Origin of the sequence: Stenotrophomonas sp. ATs4 (assembly GCF_051861585.1) — a bacterium.
Lineage (GTDB): Bacteria > Pseudomonadota > Gammaproteobacteria > Xanthomonadales > Xanthomonadaceae > Stenotrophomonas > Stenotrophomonas maltophilia_AS.
Genome location: NZ_JBLYPK010000003.1, coordinates 275,169 through 293,665, shown reverse-complemented (window position 1 = coordinate 293,665; position 18,497 = coordinate 275,169). Strand labels below are relative to the sequence as shown.

Annotated in this window: 17 protein-coding genes; 5 read left to right on the top strand and 12 right to left on the bottom strand. The window is 66.7% G+C overall.

Annotation, left to right across the window (positions count from 1 at the left end; all coding sequences use genetic code 11):
- From frr to ABR323_RS07385, 11 genes are all read right to left on the bottom strand, one after another.
- A complete protein-coding gene (gene frr, locus ABR323_RS07435) occupies positions 1–555 on the bottom strand; it encodes a ribosome recycling factor (protein WP_439448824.1) in 555 nt (184 codons plus the stop codon).
- 96 nt (positions 556–651) lie between these two features.
- Positions 652–1,380, bottom strand: a complete 729-nt coding sequence (pyrH, locus tag ABR323_RS07430) for a UMP kinase (RefSeq protein WP_010486325.1) — start codon at positions 1,378–1,380, stop codon at positions 652–654.
- Positions 1,381–1,501: 121 nt separating this feature from the next.
- The gene (locus ABR323_RS07425) at positions 1,502–3,040 is read right to left on the bottom strand and encodes an HDOD domain-containing protein (RefSeq protein WP_439448823.1); all 1,539 of its coding nucleotides are present in this window, start codon (positions 3,038–3,040) and stop codon (positions 1,502–1,504) included.
- A 262-nt stretch (positions 3,041–3,302) separates the two neighbouring features.
- Positions 3,303–4,178, bottom strand: a complete 876-nt coding sequence (gene tsf / locus ABR323_RS07420) for a translation elongation factor Ts (RefSeq protein WP_135272877.1) — start codon at positions 4,176–4,178, stop codon at positions 3,303–3,305.
- A gap of 125 nt (positions 4,179–4,303) precedes the next feature.
- The gene (rpsB, locus tag ABR323_RS07415) at positions 4,304–5,107 is read right to left on the bottom strand and encodes a 30S ribosomal protein S2 (protein WP_439448822.1); all 804 of its coding nucleotides are present in this window, start codon (positions 5,105–5,107) and stop codon (positions 4,304–4,306) included.
- A gap of 219 nt (positions 5,108–5,326) precedes the next feature.
- Positions 5,327–6,025 (bottom strand): fimbrial biogenesis chaperone, encoded by a 699-nt coding sequence (locus ABR323_RS07410; RefSeq protein ID WP_439448821.1) that lies wholly within the window; start codon positions 6,023–6,025, stop codon positions 5,327–5,329.
- Positions 6,025–6,240, bottom strand: a complete 216-nt coding sequence (locus ABR323_RS07405; protein ID WP_439448820.1) for a hypothetical protein — start codon at positions 6,238–6,240, stop codon at positions 6,025–6,027. Before ABR323_RS07405 ends, ABR323_RS07410 begins: the two co-directional genes overlap by 1 nt.
- A 213-nt stretch (positions 6,241–6,453) precedes the next feature.
- Positions 6,454–7,494 carry a Csu type fimbrial protein gene (locus tag ABR323_RS07400; protein ID WP_439448819.1) on the bottom strand — a complete coding sequence of 347 codons (1,041 nt, stop codon included), beginning with the start codon at positions 7,492–7,494 and terminating at the stop codon, positions 6,454–6,456.
- The gene (locus ABR323_RS07395; protein ID WP_439448818.1) at positions 7,491–9,857 is read right to left on the bottom strand and encodes a fimbria/pilus outer membrane usher protein; all 2,367 of its coding nucleotides are present in this window, start codon (positions 9,855–9,857) and stop codon (positions 7,491–7,493) included. Before ABR323_RS07395 ends, ABR323_RS07400 begins: the two co-directional genes overlap by 4 nt.
- Positions 9,858–9,864: 7 nt before the next feature.
- A complete protein-coding gene (locus tag ABR323_RS07390) occupies positions 9,865–10,602 on the bottom strand; it encodes a fimbrial biogenesis chaperone (protein ID WP_439448817.1) in 738 nt (245 codons plus the stop codon).
- 12 nt (positions 10,603–10,614) lie between these two features.
- The gene (locus tag ABR323_RS07385) at positions 10,615–11,145 is read right to left on the bottom strand and encodes a Csu type fimbrial protein (RefSeq protein ID WP_439448816.1); all 531 of its coding nucleotides are present in this window, start codon (positions 11,143–11,145) and stop codon (positions 10,615–10,617) included.
- A gap of 173 nt (positions 11,146–11,318) precedes the next feature.
- Between ABR323_RS07385 and map the strand changes: the two genes are divergently transcribed.
- The 5 genes from map to dapE are packed head-to-tail and all read left to right on the top strand — an operon-like array spanning position 11,319 to position 17,355.
- Entirely contained in the window at positions 11,319–12,161 is an 843-nt protein-coding gene (gene map, locus ABR323_RS07380) for a type I methionyl aminopeptidase (protein WP_439448815.1), read from the top strand.
- Positions 12,162–12,163: 2 nt separating this feature from the next.
- A complete protein-coding gene (locus tag ABR323_RS07375; RefSeq protein WP_439448814.1) occupies positions 12,164–14,791 on the top strand; it encodes a [protein-PII] uridylyltransferase in 2,628 nt (875 codons plus the stop codon).
- Positions 14,791–15,852, top strand: a complete 1,062-nt coding sequence (dapD, locus tag ABR323_RS07370; protein WP_439448813.1) for a 2,3,4,5-tetrahydropyridine-2,6-dicarboxylate N-succinyltransferase — start codon at positions 14,791–14,793, stop codon at positions 15,850–15,852. Before ABR323_RS07375 ends, dapD begins: the two co-directional genes overlap by 1 nt.
- A 13-nt stretch (positions 15,853–15,865) precedes the next feature.
- Positions 15,866–16,231: an arsenate reductase gene (locus tag ABR323_RS07365; RefSeq protein WP_439448812.1), complete on the top strand. Its 366-nt coding sequence runs from the start codon at positions 15,866–15,868 to the stop codon at positions 16,229–16,231.
- Positions 16,228–17,355, top strand: coding sequence for a succinyl-diaminopimelate desuccinylase (gene dapE, locus ABR323_RS07360; RefSeq protein ID WP_439448811.1), 1,128 nt, complete (start codon positions 16,228–16,230; stop codon positions 17,353–17,355). Before ABR323_RS07365 ends, dapE begins: the two co-directional genes overlap by 4 nt.
- A gap of 120 nt (positions 17,356–17,475) precedes the next feature.
- On the opposite strand, the gene ABR323_RS07355 is transcribed toward dapE, so the two are convergent.
- On the bottom strand, positions 17,476–18,354 hold the full coding sequence (locus tag ABR323_RS07355; RefSeq protein WP_439448810.1) for a tetratricopeptide repeat protein: 879 nt from the start codon (positions 18,352–18,354) through the stop codon (positions 17,476–17,478).
- Positions 18,355–18,497 lie beyond the last annotated feature (143 nt).

Genomic DNA, 18,497 nt, shown 5'->3' with positions numbered 1-18,497 from the left:
TCAGACCGACAGCAGTTCTTTTTCCTTGTCGGCGACGACCTTGTCGACGTCCTTGATATTGGCGTCGGTCAGCTTCTGGATGTCGTCTTCGCCGCGCTTCTTCTCGTCTTCGCTGATCGCCTTGTCCTTGTCCAGCTTGGCGATTTCCTTGTTCGCGTCCTGGCGGATGTTGCGGATCGCGATCTTGGCGCCTTCACCTTCCTTCTGCACCTGCTTGGCAAGCTCCTTGCGGCGCTCCTCGGTCGGCGGCGGCATGTTGATGCGGATCGCGGTGCCCAGGGTGTTCGGGGTGAACTCGGCGTTGTAGAGACCCTTCTCGATCTCCTTGATCATGCTCTTGTCGAACGGCGTGACCAGCAGCGAGTGGGCGTCAGCGTTGGAGATCGACGCAACCTGGTTCAGCGGGGTGCTGGCATTGCCGTAGGCATTGACCGTGATGCGGTCCAGCAGGGCCGGCGTGGCGCGCCCGGTGCGGATCGAGGTGAGGGTGTGCTTCAGAGCGTCGATGCTCTTGGCCATGCGCGTCTGCGCGTTGTTCTTGATGTCGTTGAGCATCGCCCGGTCCTAGGTGTAACTGGAATCGGGCGATTATAGGCGAATACGGGACGCTGCCGGGCCTGAATCGGCCCGGAGCTCGCCTGGCGCTCAGGCTCAGGCCGGGTCGCGGCCCTGGACCAGGGTGCCGATGTTCTCGCCGCTGAGGATCTTCAGCAGTTCACCCGGCTGGCCCATGTCGAACACGCGCATCGGCAGGTCGCTGTCGCGGGCCAGTGCGAAGGCGGCGGTATCCATCACTTCCAGGCCGCGGCGGATCACTTCGTCGTAGCTCAGGCTGTCGAAGCGGACCGCGTCGCTGTGCTTGTTCGGGTCCTTGTCGTAGACGCCATCGACCTTGGTTGCCTTCAGCAGCAGGTCGGCGCCGATCTCGATCGCGCGCAGGGCCGCACCCGAATCGGTGGTGAAGAACGGGCTGCCAACGCCGGCGGCGAAGATCACTAGGCGACCCTTTTCAAGGTGGCGGATGGCGCGGCGGCGGATGTAGTCCTCGCACACGTCGTTGATCTTGATCGCGCTCATGACGCGGGCCTTGGCGCCCAGCTTCTCGAGCGCATCCTGCATGGCCAGCGCATTGATGACCGTGGCCAGCATGCCCATCTGGTCGCCGGTGACCCGGTCCATGCCGCCGGCGGCCAGGCCGGCGCCGCGGAAGATGTTGCCGCCGCCGATCACCAGTGCCACTTCGGCGCCGGCCTGCTGGGCTTCGATGACCTCGCGGGCCAGGCGGTTGATGATCTTCGGGTCGATGCCGTAGTCCTCATCTCCCATCAGCGCCTCCCCGGATAGTTTCAGAAGGATGCGGCGATAGGCGAGCTTGGACATAGGGACCTCGGGTGCGTGGAAATCGCGGGCGATTCTACGCGCATGCAGCGTTGCGCCAAAGTGTTTTGTGCACTGCGGCGCAAAATACAGGCGTTCACCCCGGCCGTCCGGGGCGTTCCGTTCAGCCCAGCGCCGCGCCAGCGGTGGCTGAGAGCTCGTCGTGGCCGAGGGCGCCGGGTGAGCGGGCGATCACCCGGTTGCGGCCCAGGTTCTTCGAGCGGTAAAGCACATCGTCGGCTGCGCGCAGCAGATCCTGCACGTCAGCGAAGCGCTCGTACCCCCCCTGGGTGGCTACGCCGGCAGAGAAGGTGACGAACAGCGGCCCGCCCTCGATCTCGGCCATCGGCGTGGCAACGATGTTGGCCAACACCCGGCGGATCACGTCCAGTGCCACCGATTCGCTGGTGTTGGGCAGCAGTGCGACAAACTCCTCACCGCCGAAGCGGGCCACGGTGTCGCTGTTGCGCAGCTGGCCCTGCAGCTTGCCGGCGAAGGCGCGCAGCACTTCGTCGCCGGTCAGGTGTCCGTGTGCGTCGTTGATCTTCTTGAAGTCGTCCAGGTCGATGAAGGCCACCGACAGTGGCCAGCCCTGGCGGCTGGCGCGCAGGAATTCCTGCTCCAGCACCGCTTCCAGCTGGCGGCGGTTGAGCACCCCGGTCAGGGCGTCGCGGTGCGCCTGGTCGGCCAGGCGCTTGGCCCGGGCCTCGAATTCGTCGGCGCGGCGGCGCGCCTGGTCGGCATCCTGCAGTTCGCGCAGGTTGCGCAGGGTGGCCAGTTCCTGGGCGTGATCGATCAGTTCGCGCACCCGCAAGGGCGAGTTCAACCCGGCTTCGAACAGGCTGGCGATGTCCGGCAGGGCGGCGCTGATGCGGGCCAGAACCTGGTCGAAGCGGGCGCTGTCCAGCTCCAGGCGGTCGTGTACCTGCTGCAGGGCGCGTTCACGAGCGGCGTCGGCGTCGGTATCCAGCCAGATGTCGGCCACTGCGCCAGACAGCTGCACGCACGCCTGGAACGGCGATTCGGCAGCGCCTTCATCCTCGCTGTGGCTGATGCTCTCCACCAGATAGCGCGGCAGGCCCCACTGTTCGGCCACCCAGGCGCCGACGTCGGCATGGCTGCAGCCCAGTTCGCTGCGCTCGCGCGCCACCAGGTCGGTATTGTCACCGGCCTCGCGCAGCAGCGGCAGATAGCGTTCCGATTCGGCCTGGGCCAGGCACAGCACGCCGAGATCCTGCAGCAGGCCGGCCAGCATCAGTTCCTCCAGCCGGCGCAGACCGCGCGCCTGGCCCAGCTGGCTGGCCGCCAGTGCGCTGAGGATGCTGCGCTTCCAGGCGCGCTGGCGCAGGTCATGATCGGCTCCGGCGCCGCCGGTCAGGCCCTGGGTGACGGTGAAGCCGAGCGCCAGGCTGATCGTGGCGTTCAGGCCCAGCATGGTCAGCGCCTGGCCGAGGTTCTCGATCCGTCGGCGGCTGGCGTACAGCGGCGAATTGGCGATGCGCAGCATGCGAGCGCTCAGCGCCATGTCGATGGCGATGATGTCGGCGGCGGTGGCGATGTCCGCTTCCGGATCCTGGGCCAGTTCGATGATGCGCAGGGCAATACCGGGCGGCGAAGGCAGGTTGCGGCAGAGCGCCAGGGCAGCTGTCAGCTCGGGAGGCATGTCGGGTCGTTCAATTCCATTAGGACAAGAATACCTAGGATTGCATCACAGTCCGCGACTTTCGTTCCTGCTATGTGACTGTGGATTCCCTGCGCCGAGTATCGGCTTGATTCGCGCGTAACGCAAAGACCCTGGGTGCCGGTGTACGTACCAACAGGGGCTGTGCGCACCAACGGTGCGTACCCACAGGCCCACCGGCATAAAAAAAGAGCCGCGGTTTCCCGCGGCTCCTTCTGGTCGCTTCACAGCCGGGAGGCTGGAATCAGACCTGCATCGCCTTGGCAACTTCAGCGGCGTAGTCTTCCACCACCTTCTCGATGCCTTCGCCGACGACCAGCAGCTTGAAGCCGGCCACGTCGGCGCCAGCGGCCTTGACCACCTGCTCAACCGAGGTGTCGCCCAGCACGTAGGTCTGGCCGTACAGGGTCACGTCGTTGACGATCTTGTTGATCTTGCCGCTGATGATCTTTTCCAGGATGTCAGCCGGCTTGGCCTTGTCCTTTTCGGACATCTTGGCCAGCTCGATTTCCTTTTCCTTCTCGACGAACTCGGTCGGGACGTCCGCAGCCTTGTTGTGCGGCGGCTTCAGGGCAGCCACGTGCATGGCCAGGCCACGGGCCAGCTCGATGTCGCCGCCGACCAGGTCGACCAGCACGCCAACCTTGCCGTTGGTGTGGACGTAGGCGCCGACGGTGTTGTTGCCGTCGATCTTCACCAGGCGACGGATCTGGATGTTCTCACCCAGGGTCTGCACGGCGGTGGCGCGGGCTTCTTCAACGGTGCGGCCATCGTCCAGCTTGGCAGCCTTCACGGCTTCGATGTCGTTGGCGCCGGTTGCCAGGGCAGCAGCGGCAACAGCGTTGACGAAGGACTTGAAGTTGTCGTCGTTGGCGACGAAGTCGGTTTCCGAGTTGACTTCGACCAGCACGGCCTTGCCGCCATCCTGGGCCAGGCCCAGACGGCCTTCGGCGGCCACGCGGTCAGCCTTCTTGTCGGCCTTGGCGGCGCCGGACTTGCGCATGGCTTCAGCAGCGGCGTCGATGTCGCCGTTGGCTTCGGTGAGAGCCTTCTTGCATTCCATCATGCCGGCGCCGGTGCGCTCGCGCAGTTCCTTGACCAGGGAAGCAGTGATTTCCACGGGATTACCTCACGAAAGAAAGGGGTTGGGCCGGCATGGTGGCCGGCCCGTGTGACAGTGTCCTGTCGTCGCGCCATCGGCAGCGGACAGGACAGGTGGGCGCGTGGCGCCCACCGGGGCCTGGATCAGGCCTGGGCTTCGCCCTTGTCGGCAGCAGCCTTCTTGGCCGGAGCGCGGCGGGCCGGCTTGCCTTCTTCGGCAGCAGCGTCGGCGAACTCTTCTTCACGGACGGTGGCAGCGTGCGGAGCAGCAGCCTTGCCTTCCAGCACGGCGTCGGCAGCGGCGCGCGAGTACAGCTGCACGGCACGGATGGCGTCGTCGTTGCCCGGGATGGCGTAGTCAACCAGTTCCGGGTTGTAGTTGGTATCGACCACGGCGATGACCGGAATGCCCAGCTTCTTGGCTTCCTTGATCGCGATGTCTTCGTGGCCGATGTCGATCACGAAGATGGCGTCCGGCAGACGGTTCATGTCCTTGATGCCGCCCAGCGAGGCTTCCAGCTTGTCGCGCTCGCGACGCAGGCCCAGCACTTCGTGCTTGACCAGCTTCTCGAAGGTGCCGTCGGTTTCGCCGGCTTCCAGTTCCTTCAGGCGGGCAACCGACTGCTTGACGGTGCGGAAGTTGGTCAGGGTGCCGCCCAGCCAACGCTGGTTCATGAACGGCATGCCGCAACGCTCGGCTTCTTCCTTGATGGTCTCGCGGGCGCTGCGCTTGGTGCCCAGGAACAGGACGGTGCCACGCTTCTGGGCAACCGACGAGATGAAGTTCATCGCATCGTTGAACAGCGGGACGGTCTTTTCCAGGTTGATGATGTGGATCTTGCCGCGGGCGCCGAAGATGTACGGAGCCATCTTGGGGTTCCAGTAGCGGGTCTGGTGGCCGAAGTGGACGCCGGCTTCCAGCATCTGACGCATGGTGACCTGGGGCATTGCAATACTCCTGATAGGGAACCGGCGATTCCGCCCGCGGGATAGGTATGCGGGACGCGTGGAAGCGCGGATGGTTCCGGGGTTGGGCTTCCCTGTTGCCTCCGTGGCCGAACTCCTCGCGGAGCACCCCGGCACGGATGGGGGCAGCAGGTGTGGATTCACCGGTGACGTCCGGTGTGGACGGTGTCCCACGCACAAGGCGGCAGGTCATCCCGGCGATTATAGCCCGCCAGGCATACTGACCGCAATTGCAGGGTCTGGCGCGGCCAGCTCGACCTCGCGCCCGTCCTGCAGCCGCGCCAGGAAACGGCCGCCAGTGTAGCCCTGGGCACGCTGGGGCAGGGACCAGCGACGGGTGTGGCCGGGCAGGACGTAGCCCGCCAGCCCTGGCATCAGGAGGCTGCGGCGACCATCGCCGGTGATGAACGAGAGATCGTGCAGGCGGGCGTGCAAGGCACCCGTGTTGTCCAGTCGCAGCACAGGTTGCGACGTGTCTGGTTCGATGCGGGCATGCAGTCGCGGCTGCGCCACGGGGGCGGCCTGGCCACGGAAAAGCGGCAGCGAGTAGCGGGGCAGGTCCGGTAGACCTGGCGCCAGCACGATCCGGTAGGCCCGCTCGCCAGCACCGGGCGCGGGCTGGCGTGGCAGCAGCCAGATGCGTTGGCGTGTCCCGGGAGCAAGGTCCAACTGCGTGGGGCTGGCCAGGATCTGGTCGCTGGGCCGCAACACCTCTGCATTGGGTTGCTGCTCCCACGCCAGTATGCGCACCTGGCCCTGCCAGCGGCTTGGGCCCGGATTGTGCAGCCACAGTTCGGCATGGCCACCTTCGGCCGGCAGCTGCAACGTGGTCGGCATCAGCTCCAGCGCTGCGGCAGGCAATGCCAGCAGCAGCGCCAGCAGGGGTAGCAACAGGCGCATCAGTAGATGACGGTCACGGTGGGTGTTTCGTCGTCATCGGTTGCAGGCGGCGCGAGCTCGCGGACCTGGGGCGGCAGCTGTGCTGCGTCGCTGCGCTGGTGGGGCACCGCGCAGCCGGTGCTGCCTGTACCGGCGCTACAGGCTTCGACCACGGTAAGGCGGATCTGCAACGTATTGCTGGGCTCGGCCCATGCTGCCGTGCTGGCGAGCGACATCGCTCCGATCAGAAATGCGCGAACCACCGGCCATCCACCGTGCTTTAGGACTCGTTGCGCGGTATCGGCTGGATCCGTTGGAACTGTAGCGTCGAGCTTGCCCGGCGCATGCCGTGCCCGCATCCACGCATGGCGTGGATCTACTGAAACCCTCCCGGGTGGGTGCCGACCGTTGGTCGGCACTGCGTGGATCCGCCGGGAATCAGCCGCGCGTCAGTAGGTGATCGTCACCTGCACCAGGTCGTTGTAGGTGCCGGCTGCCGGCAGGCCGGTGACCGGCGGCACCCGGCCGTAGATGGTCAGCTGCTGCGCGCTGCCACTGCCGGTGCCGCTGGCGGTATCGACGGTCAGCGTATTGCCCCAGCGCTGGCTGCGGCCCGAATCGCGATAGAGCTCATAAGTGAGGTAGTGGGAGCTGCCACCGGGGGTGGTCATGAGCATGCGTCGTGTGCTGGATGCGGCTGGATTGTTCTGGCCATTGTTGAGGCCGACCTGGAAGGCGGTGTTCTTCAGGCAGGTCAGGGTCAGCGTCGCAGTCTGATCGATGTTGCCGGGGATTCCGCCGATGACAGTGCCGAAGTTCATGTTGCTGGTGACGTAGCTGCCGCACTGCGGAAGCACGTTGGCGGTGGCGGTGAAGCTGAAGGCGTTGCTGGCGCTGTTGGTGCCGGTGGCGCCTCCGTTGCAGTTGGCCGGAATGGTGGCGGTGCCAAGCAGTACTTCATTCCAGGCCCAGGTGAGTACCACGCTGGCGCCACTGAACGTGCTGCTGTACGCGCCCGATGCCAGGATCTGGTTGGCTGGAATCTGGGCGAACAGCTGGGTGCTCTGCGCGCCGCTGCCGCCGGTGAGCAGAGGCACGTTGTAGGACATGGTGAGTTCCTGCGCAGGTGGTGCGCCGCGCGGGACCAGGCCGGTGACCTGGCCGTAGCTGGCGTTGTTGTAGAGCTGGAAATTCATGGTGTCGCTGGTGCTGGTGGCCATTGTCCGCCAGCTGGAACTGCTGCCGCCCCCGCTGCCGGCGCCGATGCCCACGCAGACCCGCACGCCGGTGGTGGCCAGCAGGCTCAGCGCGGCAGTGGTGCAGGTGACGGCGATGTTCAGCGTGGCGGAGGTCGGGCCCGGAGCACTGCTGTTGATGTTGCCGAACGGCAGGGTCGGGTTGGCCACTGCCGTACAGGTCGCGACGGCGTGGGCCGGCGCCGTTGCAAGCAGCCCTGTCATCAAAAGCAGGCCGAGCAGCAGCACCCTCATGGCGCTACCTCCGGAATGCACTGCAGCGGTGCTGGGTGCGGTCTGGCGCCGGAGGCCACCGCTTTGGGCAGGTCCGGTACCTTCACCCGGCACTGGCCGCGGCTGGTGGTGATGTACAGCACGCTGCCGGCAGGCACATCCTCCAGATACAGCAGGCCGTCGTAGCCCACCGTGGCTTGACGTCCATCGGGCAGCTGCACCTCACTGCCCACTTCCAAGGGCTGTCCGTCCATGCTCTGAAGCGTCAGGCTCAGCGAGGGCCGCGAGCGCAACTGGAATGTCACGTGGGTGCCGGCGCGCTGGCGCGGTGTCACCCAGTCCTCGATGCGGTCGGCACGCATGTCCTCGGGCAGGTCCAGGGTATCGATCGAGACCCGGTTGCGCTGCCAGGACAGCAACGGGCTGATCAGCAGCAGGCCACGATCATCGGTGACGCCGATCAATCGGTTTTCCAGCCGCACCGGCACTCCGCCGACACCATTGGTGCTGATCACGGCGAACGCGTCGGAGACCTCGCGGGCAGCGAAGGCATGCCCGCCCATCCACACCAGGCTGCCGCTGGCGCTGGCATAGGCGTAGTTCAGCCCGCCCTGGCGCGAGGCACCGAACGAATAGCGGCCGACATCGTTGAGCAGACCGACTTCGGCCAGGCCGCCATTGCCGTCATCGCCGTGGCGCACCTGGGCGCGCCAGCCGATGCCGCCGGCACTGCCATCGCCGGGCACCGGCTGGGTGACGTCGGCCACCCAGCTCTGGCTGTCGCCGTTGCGCTGGCTGGACAGGCTGGCCTGGCGGTTGTTGCCCAGGCTGGCGGTCAGTGACAGATAGATGCTGCGGTCGTCGCTGTTGTCCAGGTTCTGGTTCACCGACAGGTAGGCCGACCAGCGCGCGCTCCAGCTGCGCGACCAGAACAGGCTGGCATAGCGGTTGTCCTCGCCATCGGGATAGCGCAGGCGCAGGTAGCTGGCGCTGAGCGTGCCCAGCCGCAGCAGGTCCAGGCCGACCGTGGCCTGTTCGCTGATGCTCGGCGGCAGGTTGCCCTGCAGGGCGCCGAGGTCGCGGTAGTCGCCATGGCTGCGCACGCTGCGCAGGTTGACGTTGAAACGGCGGTTGTTCCAGCTGTAGCCCAGCGCCCATTGGCCGCCCTGCAAGCCCTGGTAGTTGCTGTGTGCATAGGCGGCATTGAACACACCGGCACCGCTCAACAGCCACCAGCCGCCGATGCCTGCCTGGGCCAGGCCGCCGCCGCCTTCGGCATGGGCTTCGCCGGTGAAGGTGTCGCTGACGCCGCCACGCCAGCTGGCGCTGGCCACGGTACGGTCGTCGTAGCCAAAGGAGCGTTGACCGAAATCCTCGCGCAGGTGGCCAACACCGACCGACCAGTCCGACAGCCCCTTGGCCAGCAGCTGCTGGGTGCCGTAGAAGCTGAAGTCCAGCGTCTGCATGCGGCCGAACGCATCGGTGACCACCACCTGTGCGCTGCCGGTGCCGCTGATGCCGGGCTGCGCGGCCAGCTGGAACGGCCCGACCGGCACCTGGCCGCTGTACTGGCGCAGGCCATCGACATACAGCTCGACCGTGGACGGCACCACGGCCTGGCCAAGGAAGCTGGGCGTGGGGGTCAGCACGCGATACGGCTGCAGGCCGTAGTTGCGGCCGATCTGCAGGCCGCCCAGGCGTACAGGCCGGGTCCAGTCGACGAACCCACTGTAGAAATCGCCAACCTCCAGGGTCGTCGCACTGTCGGGGAAATCCAGGCGCCAGCGGGTGTCCAGGCGCACGCTCTCACCGCGCCACCGGCGGTCACCGGGTTGCTGGTAGCGACGACTGATCGCGGTGTTCTCGAAGGTGCCGTTGCCAATGCCGAACAGGCGCAGCTCCGAGCTCAGGCTGAGATTGCCAAGCGTATCCACGCGGCTGCCATACACGTCGTAGTTGAGCAGCAGGCCGGGGGAGGCACTGCCGGCGGGGGCGCGGGTCTGCGGGCGGCTGAGCACGGTGGTCGGCAGGGTCAACTGGTCCAGCGGCACGTCCAGGGCCAGAGTCTGCATGTGCGCGTCATAGCGGACCACCGCACCGCTGATCTGGTCCAGGTACACCGGCGAATCGCCGCTGGCATTGAAGCCGAGCTGGCGCAGCACCTCGGGGCTGGCCTGCAGGCGGCCGCGGTTCTCGGTGAAGGGCAGCAGGCCGCGTGGGGTGCTGTTGAGCGAAACGTCCAGATACAGTGCCTGGCTGGCGGTCAGCGGCGTCGGTGGTGGCAGGACCGCATCGGCGGACAGCCCGGCCGCGTCGGCGGCCACGCCGGACACATCGGCGGCAGTCGCCGCAGGAGCCAGGGCAGCAGCAAGCAGCGCGCCCACCAACGCCTCAGCGAGCCGGTGGTGGCGACAGCGGCGTCTGTTCCGACTCGCCATTGAGCTTGGCCGTGATCTGGTCGTTGTCGCGGTCGATCGCCGTGCGCTCGATCGGCCAGCGCATCACCTGCCCGGGCAGCACGTACCCCAGCAGGCCGGGATGCACGATGCGCGGGCGTTTGGCGCCGCCCAGCGCGAGGTCGGCGATCTGCGCATAGCCGTTGCCGGAATTGGCCACCTCGACGCCGTTGCGGCCGTCCTCCAGCTGCACCAGGCGGGCCTGCAGCTGCGGCGCCAGGGTGCCGGCCGACGGCTGCACGAACACCGGAATCGAATAGCGCAGCACGAACTGCATGCCGCTGGCACGGGTAGCCAGGTCCGGAACCTCGTCGACGATCAGACGGTAATACTGCTGCGCTGCCGGTGGCTCGCGGGTCGGGCGCATCACCCGCACCAGCTGCTGCTGGCCGGCCGCCAGCTCCTGCATCGGCGGCGTCGCGAGCAGTTCATCGGTGGGCAGCAGCTGCTCGCGGCCGTCCTGCTGCACCCAGCGGAAGACCCGCACCTGCAGCTTTACCGGGGAGGTGCCGCTGTTGGTCAGCCACAGCTCGCCGGCACGCTGGCGCGCTTCCAGCTGCAGGCTGGTGGGGGCGACCTGCAGGCTGGTGCCGCTGGCCGTAGCTGCAGTCATCAGCAGGCAGAGGGCGAACAGCACCACGCCGGTGGCGTGCCACGGGCGGTATCTGGCCATGCAGGCCCTCCCTCAATAGGTGATCGTGGCGGTGACGGTGTCCAGGTAGCTGCCGGCCGCTGCGTTGTTGGTGCTCAGATTCAGGATCTGGCCGTAGACGATGTAAGGAACAGCCAGGCCGGTACCGATGCCGGCCTGGGTATTGGTTCCGGAAGTGGCGCCCCAGACCAGGGTGTGTGCGGCATCCTGGTACAGCTGGTAACCGACGAAATTGTTGGCGGTCACCGCTGCATTGGTGTTCTTCATGCGCCGGGTGGTGACGTCATTGGCGGTACCGGCGTTGGCGCCCGCATTCAGCGAGATCGTGTAGGGGGTGAGTGCCGAGCACTGCGCCGTCACCGTGCCCTGGCCCAGGGTGGGCACGGCGGTGGTCGAAGCGGCGGTGCCGAAATCGACATTGGTCGCCGCCGCTGCCGTGATGGTGCAGGCCTTGGTCACCACCAGGGTGACATTGAACGTGGTGGTGTCGGCGGCGAGGGCCGGCCCGGCCAGCAGGATCCCGGCCAAGGCCCAGGCAAGCGCGGAACGATGCGGGAATCGCATGGACAACCTCCCTGACCCGAAGGTCTGTTGAACAAGGCGAAGGCGGCATGTTCGGCGCCGCTTTGACGATAGTGGCCCCAGCTTAGGTGCCGTAAGTGTCTGTAATCCGTGATAAATAGGGATCCGAAAGGGTGTGGTCGGTCACGCTTTCACTTTCCTTGCCGGAACCGTGCATGGCTCGGATCGCCAGTTGGGTGGCGTTCGTTCAGATTGCGGCCGGATCGGCGATAATGGGTGCCATGAGCGTGAATCTGAAAACCCCGCAGGAAATCGAGATGATGCGTGTCGCCGGCCGACTGGCCAGCGAAGTGCTCGACATCGTCACCCCCCACGTCAAGCCCGGTGTCACCACCGAGGAACTGGACCGCATCTGCCACGACCACATCGTGAACGTGCAGGGCACCATTCCGGCCAACGTCGGCTACCGCGGCTTCCCCAAGACCGTGTGCACCTCGGTCAACAACGTCATCTGCCATGGCATTCCCAGCGAAGGGAAGGTCCTGAAGGACGGCGACATCATCAACATCGACGTCACCGTCATCAAGGATGGCTGGCACGGTGACACCAGCCGCATGTTCTACGTGGGTACGCCCTCGGTCATGGCGCGGCGCCTGGTGGAAGCCACCTACGAAGCCATGTGGCGCGGCATCCGCGCGGTGCGTCCGGGCGCGACCCTGGGCGACATCGGCCATGCCATCCAGAGCTATGCCGAAGGCGAGCGTTTCAGCGTGGTGCGCGAGTACTGCGGCCACGGCATCGGCAAGGTTTACCACGACGAACCGCAGGTGGTGCATTACGGCCGCCCGGGCCAGGGTCTTGTGCTGCAGCCGGGCATGACCTTCACCATCGAGCCGATGATCAACGAGGGCACCCGCTACAACAAGGTGCTGCCGGATGGCTGGACCGTGGTCACCAAGGACCGCAAGCTGTCGGCACAGTGGGAGCACATGATCGCGGTCACCGAGACCGGCGTTGACGTGCTGACCCTGTCGCCGGGCGAGTCGCAGGTCTCCTGAGGATGCTGCCGGCGAGTTCGCTGCTGGACACGCCGGCCGCGTCGCTCAATGACACGGACTGGGCTGCTGCTGCGCGCCAGGCGCTGCAGCAGGCCGATGCGCGCCTGTACCGCCGCTTCGACCAGGGCGACAACATCGAGCGCCTGCTGGCGCTGCGCGCACGCGGCGCCGACCATCTGATCCGCCTTGCCTGGCAGCGATGCCTGCGCACCGACAGCGGCCTGTCGCTGTTCGCGGTGGGCGGCTACGGGCGCGGGGAACTGTTCCCCTGTTCGGACATCGACCTGCTGGTATTCGGTGAGCCGGCGGCGCAGCTGGCCCACGAGTCCGCGCTGGCGCGCCTGTTCGCGCTGTTGTGGGATTGCGGGCTGGCGGTCAGCCATGCTGTGCGCTCGGCCGCGCAGTGCCGTGAAGCCGCCGCCGACCAGACCGTGATGACCGCGCTGATCGAGGCACGCCCGATCCTCGCCGAAGATGCACCCCGTCGCGCGCTGCGCGAGGCCATCGATGATCGCGAACTGTGGCCGGCGCGTACGTTTTTCCTGGCCAAGCTGGAAGAACTGCGCAACCGACACCAGCGTTTTGGCGACACCGCCGACAACCTGGAGCCCGACCTGAAAGATGGTCCCGGTGGTCTGCGCGATCTCAACACGCTGGGCTGGATGGCGCTGCGCGCATTCGGCGTGCGCGACCTGGAGGCGCTGGTCGGGTTGGGTCATCTGGGGGCCGATGAGGCGGCGGCACTGAAGCGCGAGCGCGCAGTGCTGGCGCGTCTACGCTTTGGCCTGCATCTGGTGGCACGACGCCCGGAAGAGCGCCTGCGTTTCGACTACCAGAAGACCCTGGCCGCGCGCCTGGGCTTCGAAGACGACGCCGAGAACCTCGGTGTCGAGAAAATGATGCAGGGCTTCTACCGCGCCGCGCTGGTGGTGCGCCGGATCAGCGATCGCCTGCTGCAGCGCTTCGAGGAACAGTTCGATGGCGAGGCGCAGCCGGAACCACTGACGGTCGGTTTTTCCCTGCGTCGTGGCTATCTGGCCGCCAACGAGGCCGAATGGCCGCGAGGCGACATCGGCCAGGTGTTTGCGCTGTTCGCCGGCTGGGCCAACAACCCGCAGGTGCGTGGCCTGCATTCATTGACCGCACGCGCATTGGCCGAATCGTTGCCGCTGCTGCCGGCCTACGACCAGGCCGATACCGATGCGCGCGAACATTTCCTGGCACTGCTGCGCGGCCAGCGTCCGGTCGACACGCTTTCGCGGATGGCGCGGCTGGGCGTGCTCGGACAGTGGATTCCCGCGTTCGCCCAGGTCAGCGGGCGCATGCAGTTCGACCTGTTCCATGTCTATACCGTCGACCAGCACACGCTGATGGTCCTGCGCAACATCGGCCTGTTCGCCAGCAGTCGTGCCGACGAGCGCTTCTCGATCGCGCACGAGGTGTGGCCGCGCCTGCGCAAACCGGAGCTGCTGTTGCTGGCCGGCCTGTTCCATGACATCGCCAAGGGCCGCGGCGGTGATCACTCGGAACTGGGCGCGGTCGATGCGCGTGCGTTCTGCCAGGCGCACGGACTGAGTGCCTCCGATACCGATCTGGTCGCTTGGCTGGTCGAACAGCACCTGCGCATGTCGATGACCGCGCAGAAGCAGGACATCGCCGACCCGGTGGTGATCCATCGCTTCGCCACGCTGGTCGGCAGCCGCGACCGTCTGGATTACCTGTACCTGCTGACCTGCGCCGACATCGCCGGCACCAGTCCGAAGCTGTGGAACGCCTGGAAGGACCGGTTGCTGGCCGACCTTTACTTCGCAACACGGCGTGCGCTGCGTGAGGGCCTGGAGCATCCGGTGCCGGCCGCCGAGCGCGTGGCCGAGGCGCGTGACAGCGTGCGTGCGCTGGTGCGTGAGCAGGGCTACGACGACGCCACCATCGATCGCCAGTTCGCGGTGATGCCCGACGAAGGCTTCATCCGCCTGCGCCCGGAGCAGCTGGCCTGGCAGGCCGCCGCCCTGGTGCCGGTGAAGCAGGGGCAGACGCTGGTCAAGGTGCGCCGGATCAGCGTCGACGATCCCGCACTGGAAGTGTTCGTGCACTCGCCCGACCGCGACGGCCTGTTCGCAGCGATCGTGATGACCCTGGACCGCAAGGGATACGGCATCCATCGCGCGCGCGTGCTGGATGGTCCGGCCGACACGATTTTCGATAATTTTGAAGTGAGCCCGGCCGATACCTTTGCCGATGGCAGCAGTGCCAATCTGGAGGCTGCCCTGCGTGAAGCGCTCAGCGGCGACCTGACCCGCCTGCGGCCATCACGCCGTGTGGTGCCACGGCAGCTGCGCCACTTCCGCTTCGCGCCGCGCATCGAGTTCCGCGATGAGCCCGGCGCAACCCGCTTTGCACTGGTCGCGCCCGACCGCCCCGGCCTGCTGGCCGATGTGGCGTTCGTGCTGCGCAACCAGGGCCTGCGCGTGCAGGATGCGCGCATTGCCACCTTCGGCGAACGCGCCGAAGATACTTTCGTGATCAGTGACGAACACGACCTCCCCCTGACTGAACCCGCCCGGCAGCAGTTGCATGACGCGATGCTGGCCTGCCTGGACCCTGATCGAAACGCCGGAGACCCCGCCTGATGGCCACCAAGCCTGTTAAGAAGACTGCTGCCACCGCCAAGAGTGCAGCGGCCAAGAAAACTGCCGCCGTGCCGGCCGCGAAGAAGGCTGCCGCGCCGAAGAAAGCCGCAGCGGTGAAGGCCCCGGCAAAGAAGGTGGCGGCACCGAAGAAGGCCCCGGCCAAGAGTGCCGAAGCCACACGCGCTGAAACCATCGCCCGCAAATCGCTGCGCAAGCCGTCGGCACCGGGCGTGGAAGAACTGAAATTCGGCATCGAGAGCGCCTTCGAGCGCCGTGCCATGCTGACCCTGCACGAACTGGAAGGTTCGACCAAGCCGCTGGTCAACCGCGTGATCGACGGCCTGGAAAGTGGCGAGTTCCGCGTCGCCGAGCCGGATGGCCAGGGCGGCTGGAAGGTCAACGAGTGGCTGAAGAAGGCCGTGCTGTTGTATTTCCGCGTCAACGACATGGCCGTGGTCGACGCCCGTCCGGCGCCGTTCTGGGACAAGGTCGAATCGCGCTTCGCCGGCTATGACGAGGCGAAGTTCCGCCGTGGCGGCGTGCGCGTGGTGCCGGGTGCGATTGCCCGCCGCGGCACGTACTTCGGCAAGGACGTGGTGCTGATGCCGAGTTTCACCAACATCGGCGCCTACGTCGGCGAAGGCACCATGGTCGATACCTGGGCCACCGTCGGTTCCTGTGCGCAGATCGGCCAGCACTGCCACCTGTCCGGCGGCGCCGGCATCGGCGGCGTGCTCGAGCCACTTCAGGCCAGCCCGACCATCATCGAGGACCACTGCTTCATCGGTGCGCGTTCGGAAGTGGTCGAGGGCGTGGTGGTCGGCCATCACAGCGTGATCGGCATGGGCGTGTTCCTCAGCCAGAGCACCCGCATCTACAACCGTGCCACCGGCGAGATCAGCTACGGCTACATCCCGCCGTACAGTGTGGTGGTGTCCGGCTCGCTGCCCAGCAAGGATGGTACGCATTCGCTGTACTGTGCGGTGATCGTCAAGCAGGTCGACGCCCGTACCCGCAGCAAGACCAGCCCGAACGATCTGCTGCGCGGCCTGGCCGACTGACGGAGCCGCACCGATGAGCACCACCGTCTACGGTCTGAAGAACTGCGATACCTGCAAGAAGGCGACCAAGTGGCTGGACCGCTTCGGCGTGCCGTACACCTTCGTCGACTATCGCGACAACAAGCCCAGCCCGGAAACGTTGCTGGCGTGGGCGGCTCAGCTGGGTGGCCTTGCCGCCATGGTGAACAAGTCCTCCACCACCTGGCGGCAGCTGCCGGACAACCGCAAGGCCGCCGATTCGGAGGCGGAGTGGAAACTGCTGCTGCGCGAGTACCCGCAGCTGATCAAGCGCCCGGTGGTGGCCACCGCCGATGGCACGGTCAGCCAGGGCTTCAGTGACAACGGCTTCAAGGCACGCTTCGGCGTGGGCGGCGCGTGAGCGCCGTCCTCGACCTGGCCTGTGATCTGATTGCACGGCCGTCGGTGACTCCCGACGATGCCGGCTGCCAGCGGCTGATCGGTGAACGTCTGCGGGCGGCTGGTTTCACCTGTGAGCACCTGCGGCTGGGCGAGGTCGACAACCTGTGGGCCACCCACGGCAGCGGCGCGCCGGTGCTTGTCCTGCTGGGCCACACCGACGTGGTGCCACCGGGCCCGCGCGAGGCATGGCAGAGCGATCCGTTCGCGCCGCAGATCCGCGATGGCGTGCTGTACGGCCGTGGTACGGCGGACATGAAGGGCAGCGTGGCCGCGTTCGTGATCGCTGCCGAACAGTTCGTTGCCGCGCATCCGCAGCACGCCGGCACGCTGGCGGTGCTGTTGACCAGTGACGAAGAGGGCGATGCCATTGACGGCGTGCGCCATGTCGCGCGGCTGTTCGCCGAGCGCGGCCAGCGCATTGACTGGTGCATCACCGGTGAGCCGTCGTCCACCGCCACGCTCGGTGACCTGCTGCGCGTGGGACGGCGTGGCAGCCTGTCGGCCAAGCTGCGCGTGCAGGGCGTGCAGGGGCATGTGGCGTACCCGGAGAAAGCGCGTAACCCGATCCATCTGGCTGCGCCGCTGCTGGCCGAACTGAGTGCGCGGCGTTGGGACGAGGGCTACGAGAGCTTCCCCTCGACCAGCCTGCAGATCTCCAACATCCACGCCGGTACCGGTGCCAACAACGTGATTCCCGGCGAGCTGGGGGTGGATTTCAACATCCGCTACAACCCGCACTGGGATGCACCGAAGCTGGAAGCGGAGATCACCGCACTGCTGGACCGGCATGGCCTGCAATACACGCTGAAGTGGCATCGCAGCGGCGAGCCGTTCTACACCCCGGAAGGCACGCTGCGCGCCACCGCGCGTGCGGTGCTGGCCGAGCACATCGGTGGTGCCCCTGAGGAAAGCACCGGCGGCGGCACCTCCGATGCCCGCTTCATCGCGCCGCTGGGCGCGCAGTGCATTGAAGTGGGGCCGGTCAACGCCAGCATCCACCAGGTGGACGAGAACGTGCGCGTTGACGATCTGGAAGCACTGCCCGGGCTGTACCAGCGGCTGGTGGAACGGCTGCTGGTGTGAACCTGCGAAGGTGGGTGCCGACCGTTGGTCGGCACGCCTCCCGGCGGCACCGCTTTCCTGTAGAGCCGAGCCATGCTCGGCTGCTTCTGCAGGGAATGCCCAGCCGAGCATGGCTCGGCTCTACTCAGAAAAAATGAAGAATGGCGGCTCGACCGCTTTCTTCCAGTAACTCGGCGCTGCCATGTAGAAATGCTGCGCCTCGGCCTTCGCAAACCAGCGCGCGGCTGCGTCGGTGTCCTTCTCCACCCCCGGCGCACTGCGGCCCAGCAATAGCCCGGCAAAGTACTGGCCGAACACATTGCCCTTCTCACCGGCGCGCTGGTACAGCTGCAGAGCGCGTGCGGGATCGCGTGGCAGACCAACGCCTTTCTCCAGCAGCGCGCCCAGATCCACCTGCGCTTCGGCATCGCCGCGCTCAGCGCGACGCTGGATCTGGGCAACCAGCGGATGCAGGGTGTCACCCTGTGCGGCCACCGCATCCGGTAGTCGTGACGATGAACTCGGGTAGCGCTCGTAGATCATTCCGCGCAGGTCCCAGCGCAGCGCCTGCTGCGCGTCGCCACGCTGGCGATAGGCCTTGGCGAGCCCGTAGAAGGCATAGGGATTGCCGTGGTTGGCAGCGGCACGAGACCAGCGTTCGCCACGCCGCCAGGACGCGCGCAGCACCGGTGCCGGGTTGATGTGTGGGCTGTCGGCATACCGCAGCGTGCCGGAGATCCAGATCCGGCCCAATGCTTCTTCCGCCTTGGTGTTGTGGAAGGTCCAGGGCGTGACTGCTGCGGCACGCTCGTAGTAGGCGATGGCGCGCGGATCATTGAAGCGCTCGAAGGTTTCCGCGGTATCAAAGGCACCCTCGAAGCTGCCGTCGCTTCCGCGTTGCTCCAGTGACTGCTGCTGGGACTGCGGCAGCGTGGAGGGCGGGGGCAGGGTCTGGCAGGCGGCCAGGCCCAGGCAGAGCAGGGCGGCCAGCGCCCCGGTGCGTCCATTGCAGTGTTGCATTCCCGTTACACCGTCTGGGCGGGCCATTATGCGCTTGGCGAGTGGTTGCCAACGCAACGGTTGCGCCGTGCCAAAAACCCGGGTAGGGTCGATGCCATGTCGATCCGCCTGGCCACCGCCGTCAATAACAACAACCGCAATAA

What these genes read in the sequence shown, in the direction of transcription:
- frr (WP_439448824.1), bottom strand. Translation starts at nt 555, where the DNA reads ATGCTCAACGACATCAAGAACAACGCGCAGACGCGCATGGCCAAGAGC.
- pyrH (WP_010486325.1), bottom strand. Translation starts at nt 1,380, where the DNA reads ATGTCCAAGCTCGCCTATCGCCGCATCCTTCTGAAACTATCCGGGGAG.
- ABR323_RS07425 (WP_439448823.1), bottom strand. Translation starts at nt 3,040, where the DNA reads ATGCCTCCCGAGCTGACAGCTGCCCTGGCGCTCTGCCGCAACCTGCCT.
- rpsB (WP_439448822.1), bottom strand. Translation starts at nt 5,107, where the DNA reads ATGCCCCAGGTCACCATGCGTCAGATGCTGGAAGCCGGCGTCCACTTC.
- ABR323_RS07410 (WP_439448821.1), bottom strand. Translation starts at nt 6,025, where the DNA reads ATGCGCCTGTTGCTACCCCTGCTGGCGCTGCTGCTGGCATTGCCTGCC.
- ABR323_RS07405 (WP_439448820.1), bottom strand. Translation starts at nt 6,240, where the DNA reads ATGTCGCTCGCCAGCACGGCAGCATGGGCCGAGCCCAGCAATACGTTG.
- ABR323_RS07400 (WP_439448819.1), bottom strand. Translation starts at nt 7,494, where the DNA reads ATGAGGGTGCTGCTGCTCGGCCTGCTTTTGATGACAGGGCTGCTTGCA.
- ABR323_RS07390 (WP_439448817.1), bottom strand. Translation starts at nt 10,602, where the DNA reads ATGGCCAGATACCGCCCGTGGCACGCCACCGGCGTGGTGCTGTTCGCC.
- ABR323_RS07385 (WP_439448816.1), bottom strand. Translation starts at nt 11,145, where the DNA reads ATGCGATTCCCGCATCGTTCCGCGCTTGCCTGGGCCTTGGCCGGGATC.
- map (WP_439448815.1), top strand. Translation starts at nt 11,319, where the DNA reads ATGGCTCGGATCGCCAGTTGGGTGGCGTTCGTTCAGATTGCGGCCGGA.
- ABR323_RS07375 (WP_439448814.1), top strand. Translation starts at nt 12,164, where the DNA reads ATGCTGCCGGCGAGTTCGCTGCTGGACACGCCGGCCGCGTCGCTCAAT.
- dapD (WP_439448813.1), top strand. Translation starts at nt 14,791, where the DNA reads ATGGCCACCAAGCCTGTTAAGAAGACTGCTGCCACCGCCAAGAGTGCA.
- ABR323_RS07365 (WP_439448812.1), top strand. Translation starts at nt 15,866, where the DNA reads ATGAGCACCACCGTCTACGGTCTGAAGAACTGCGATACCTGCAAGAAG.
- ABR323_RS07355 (WP_439448810.1), bottom strand. Translation starts at nt 18,354, where the DNA reads ATGCAACACTGCAATGGACGCACCGGGGCGCTGGCCGCCCTGCTCTGC.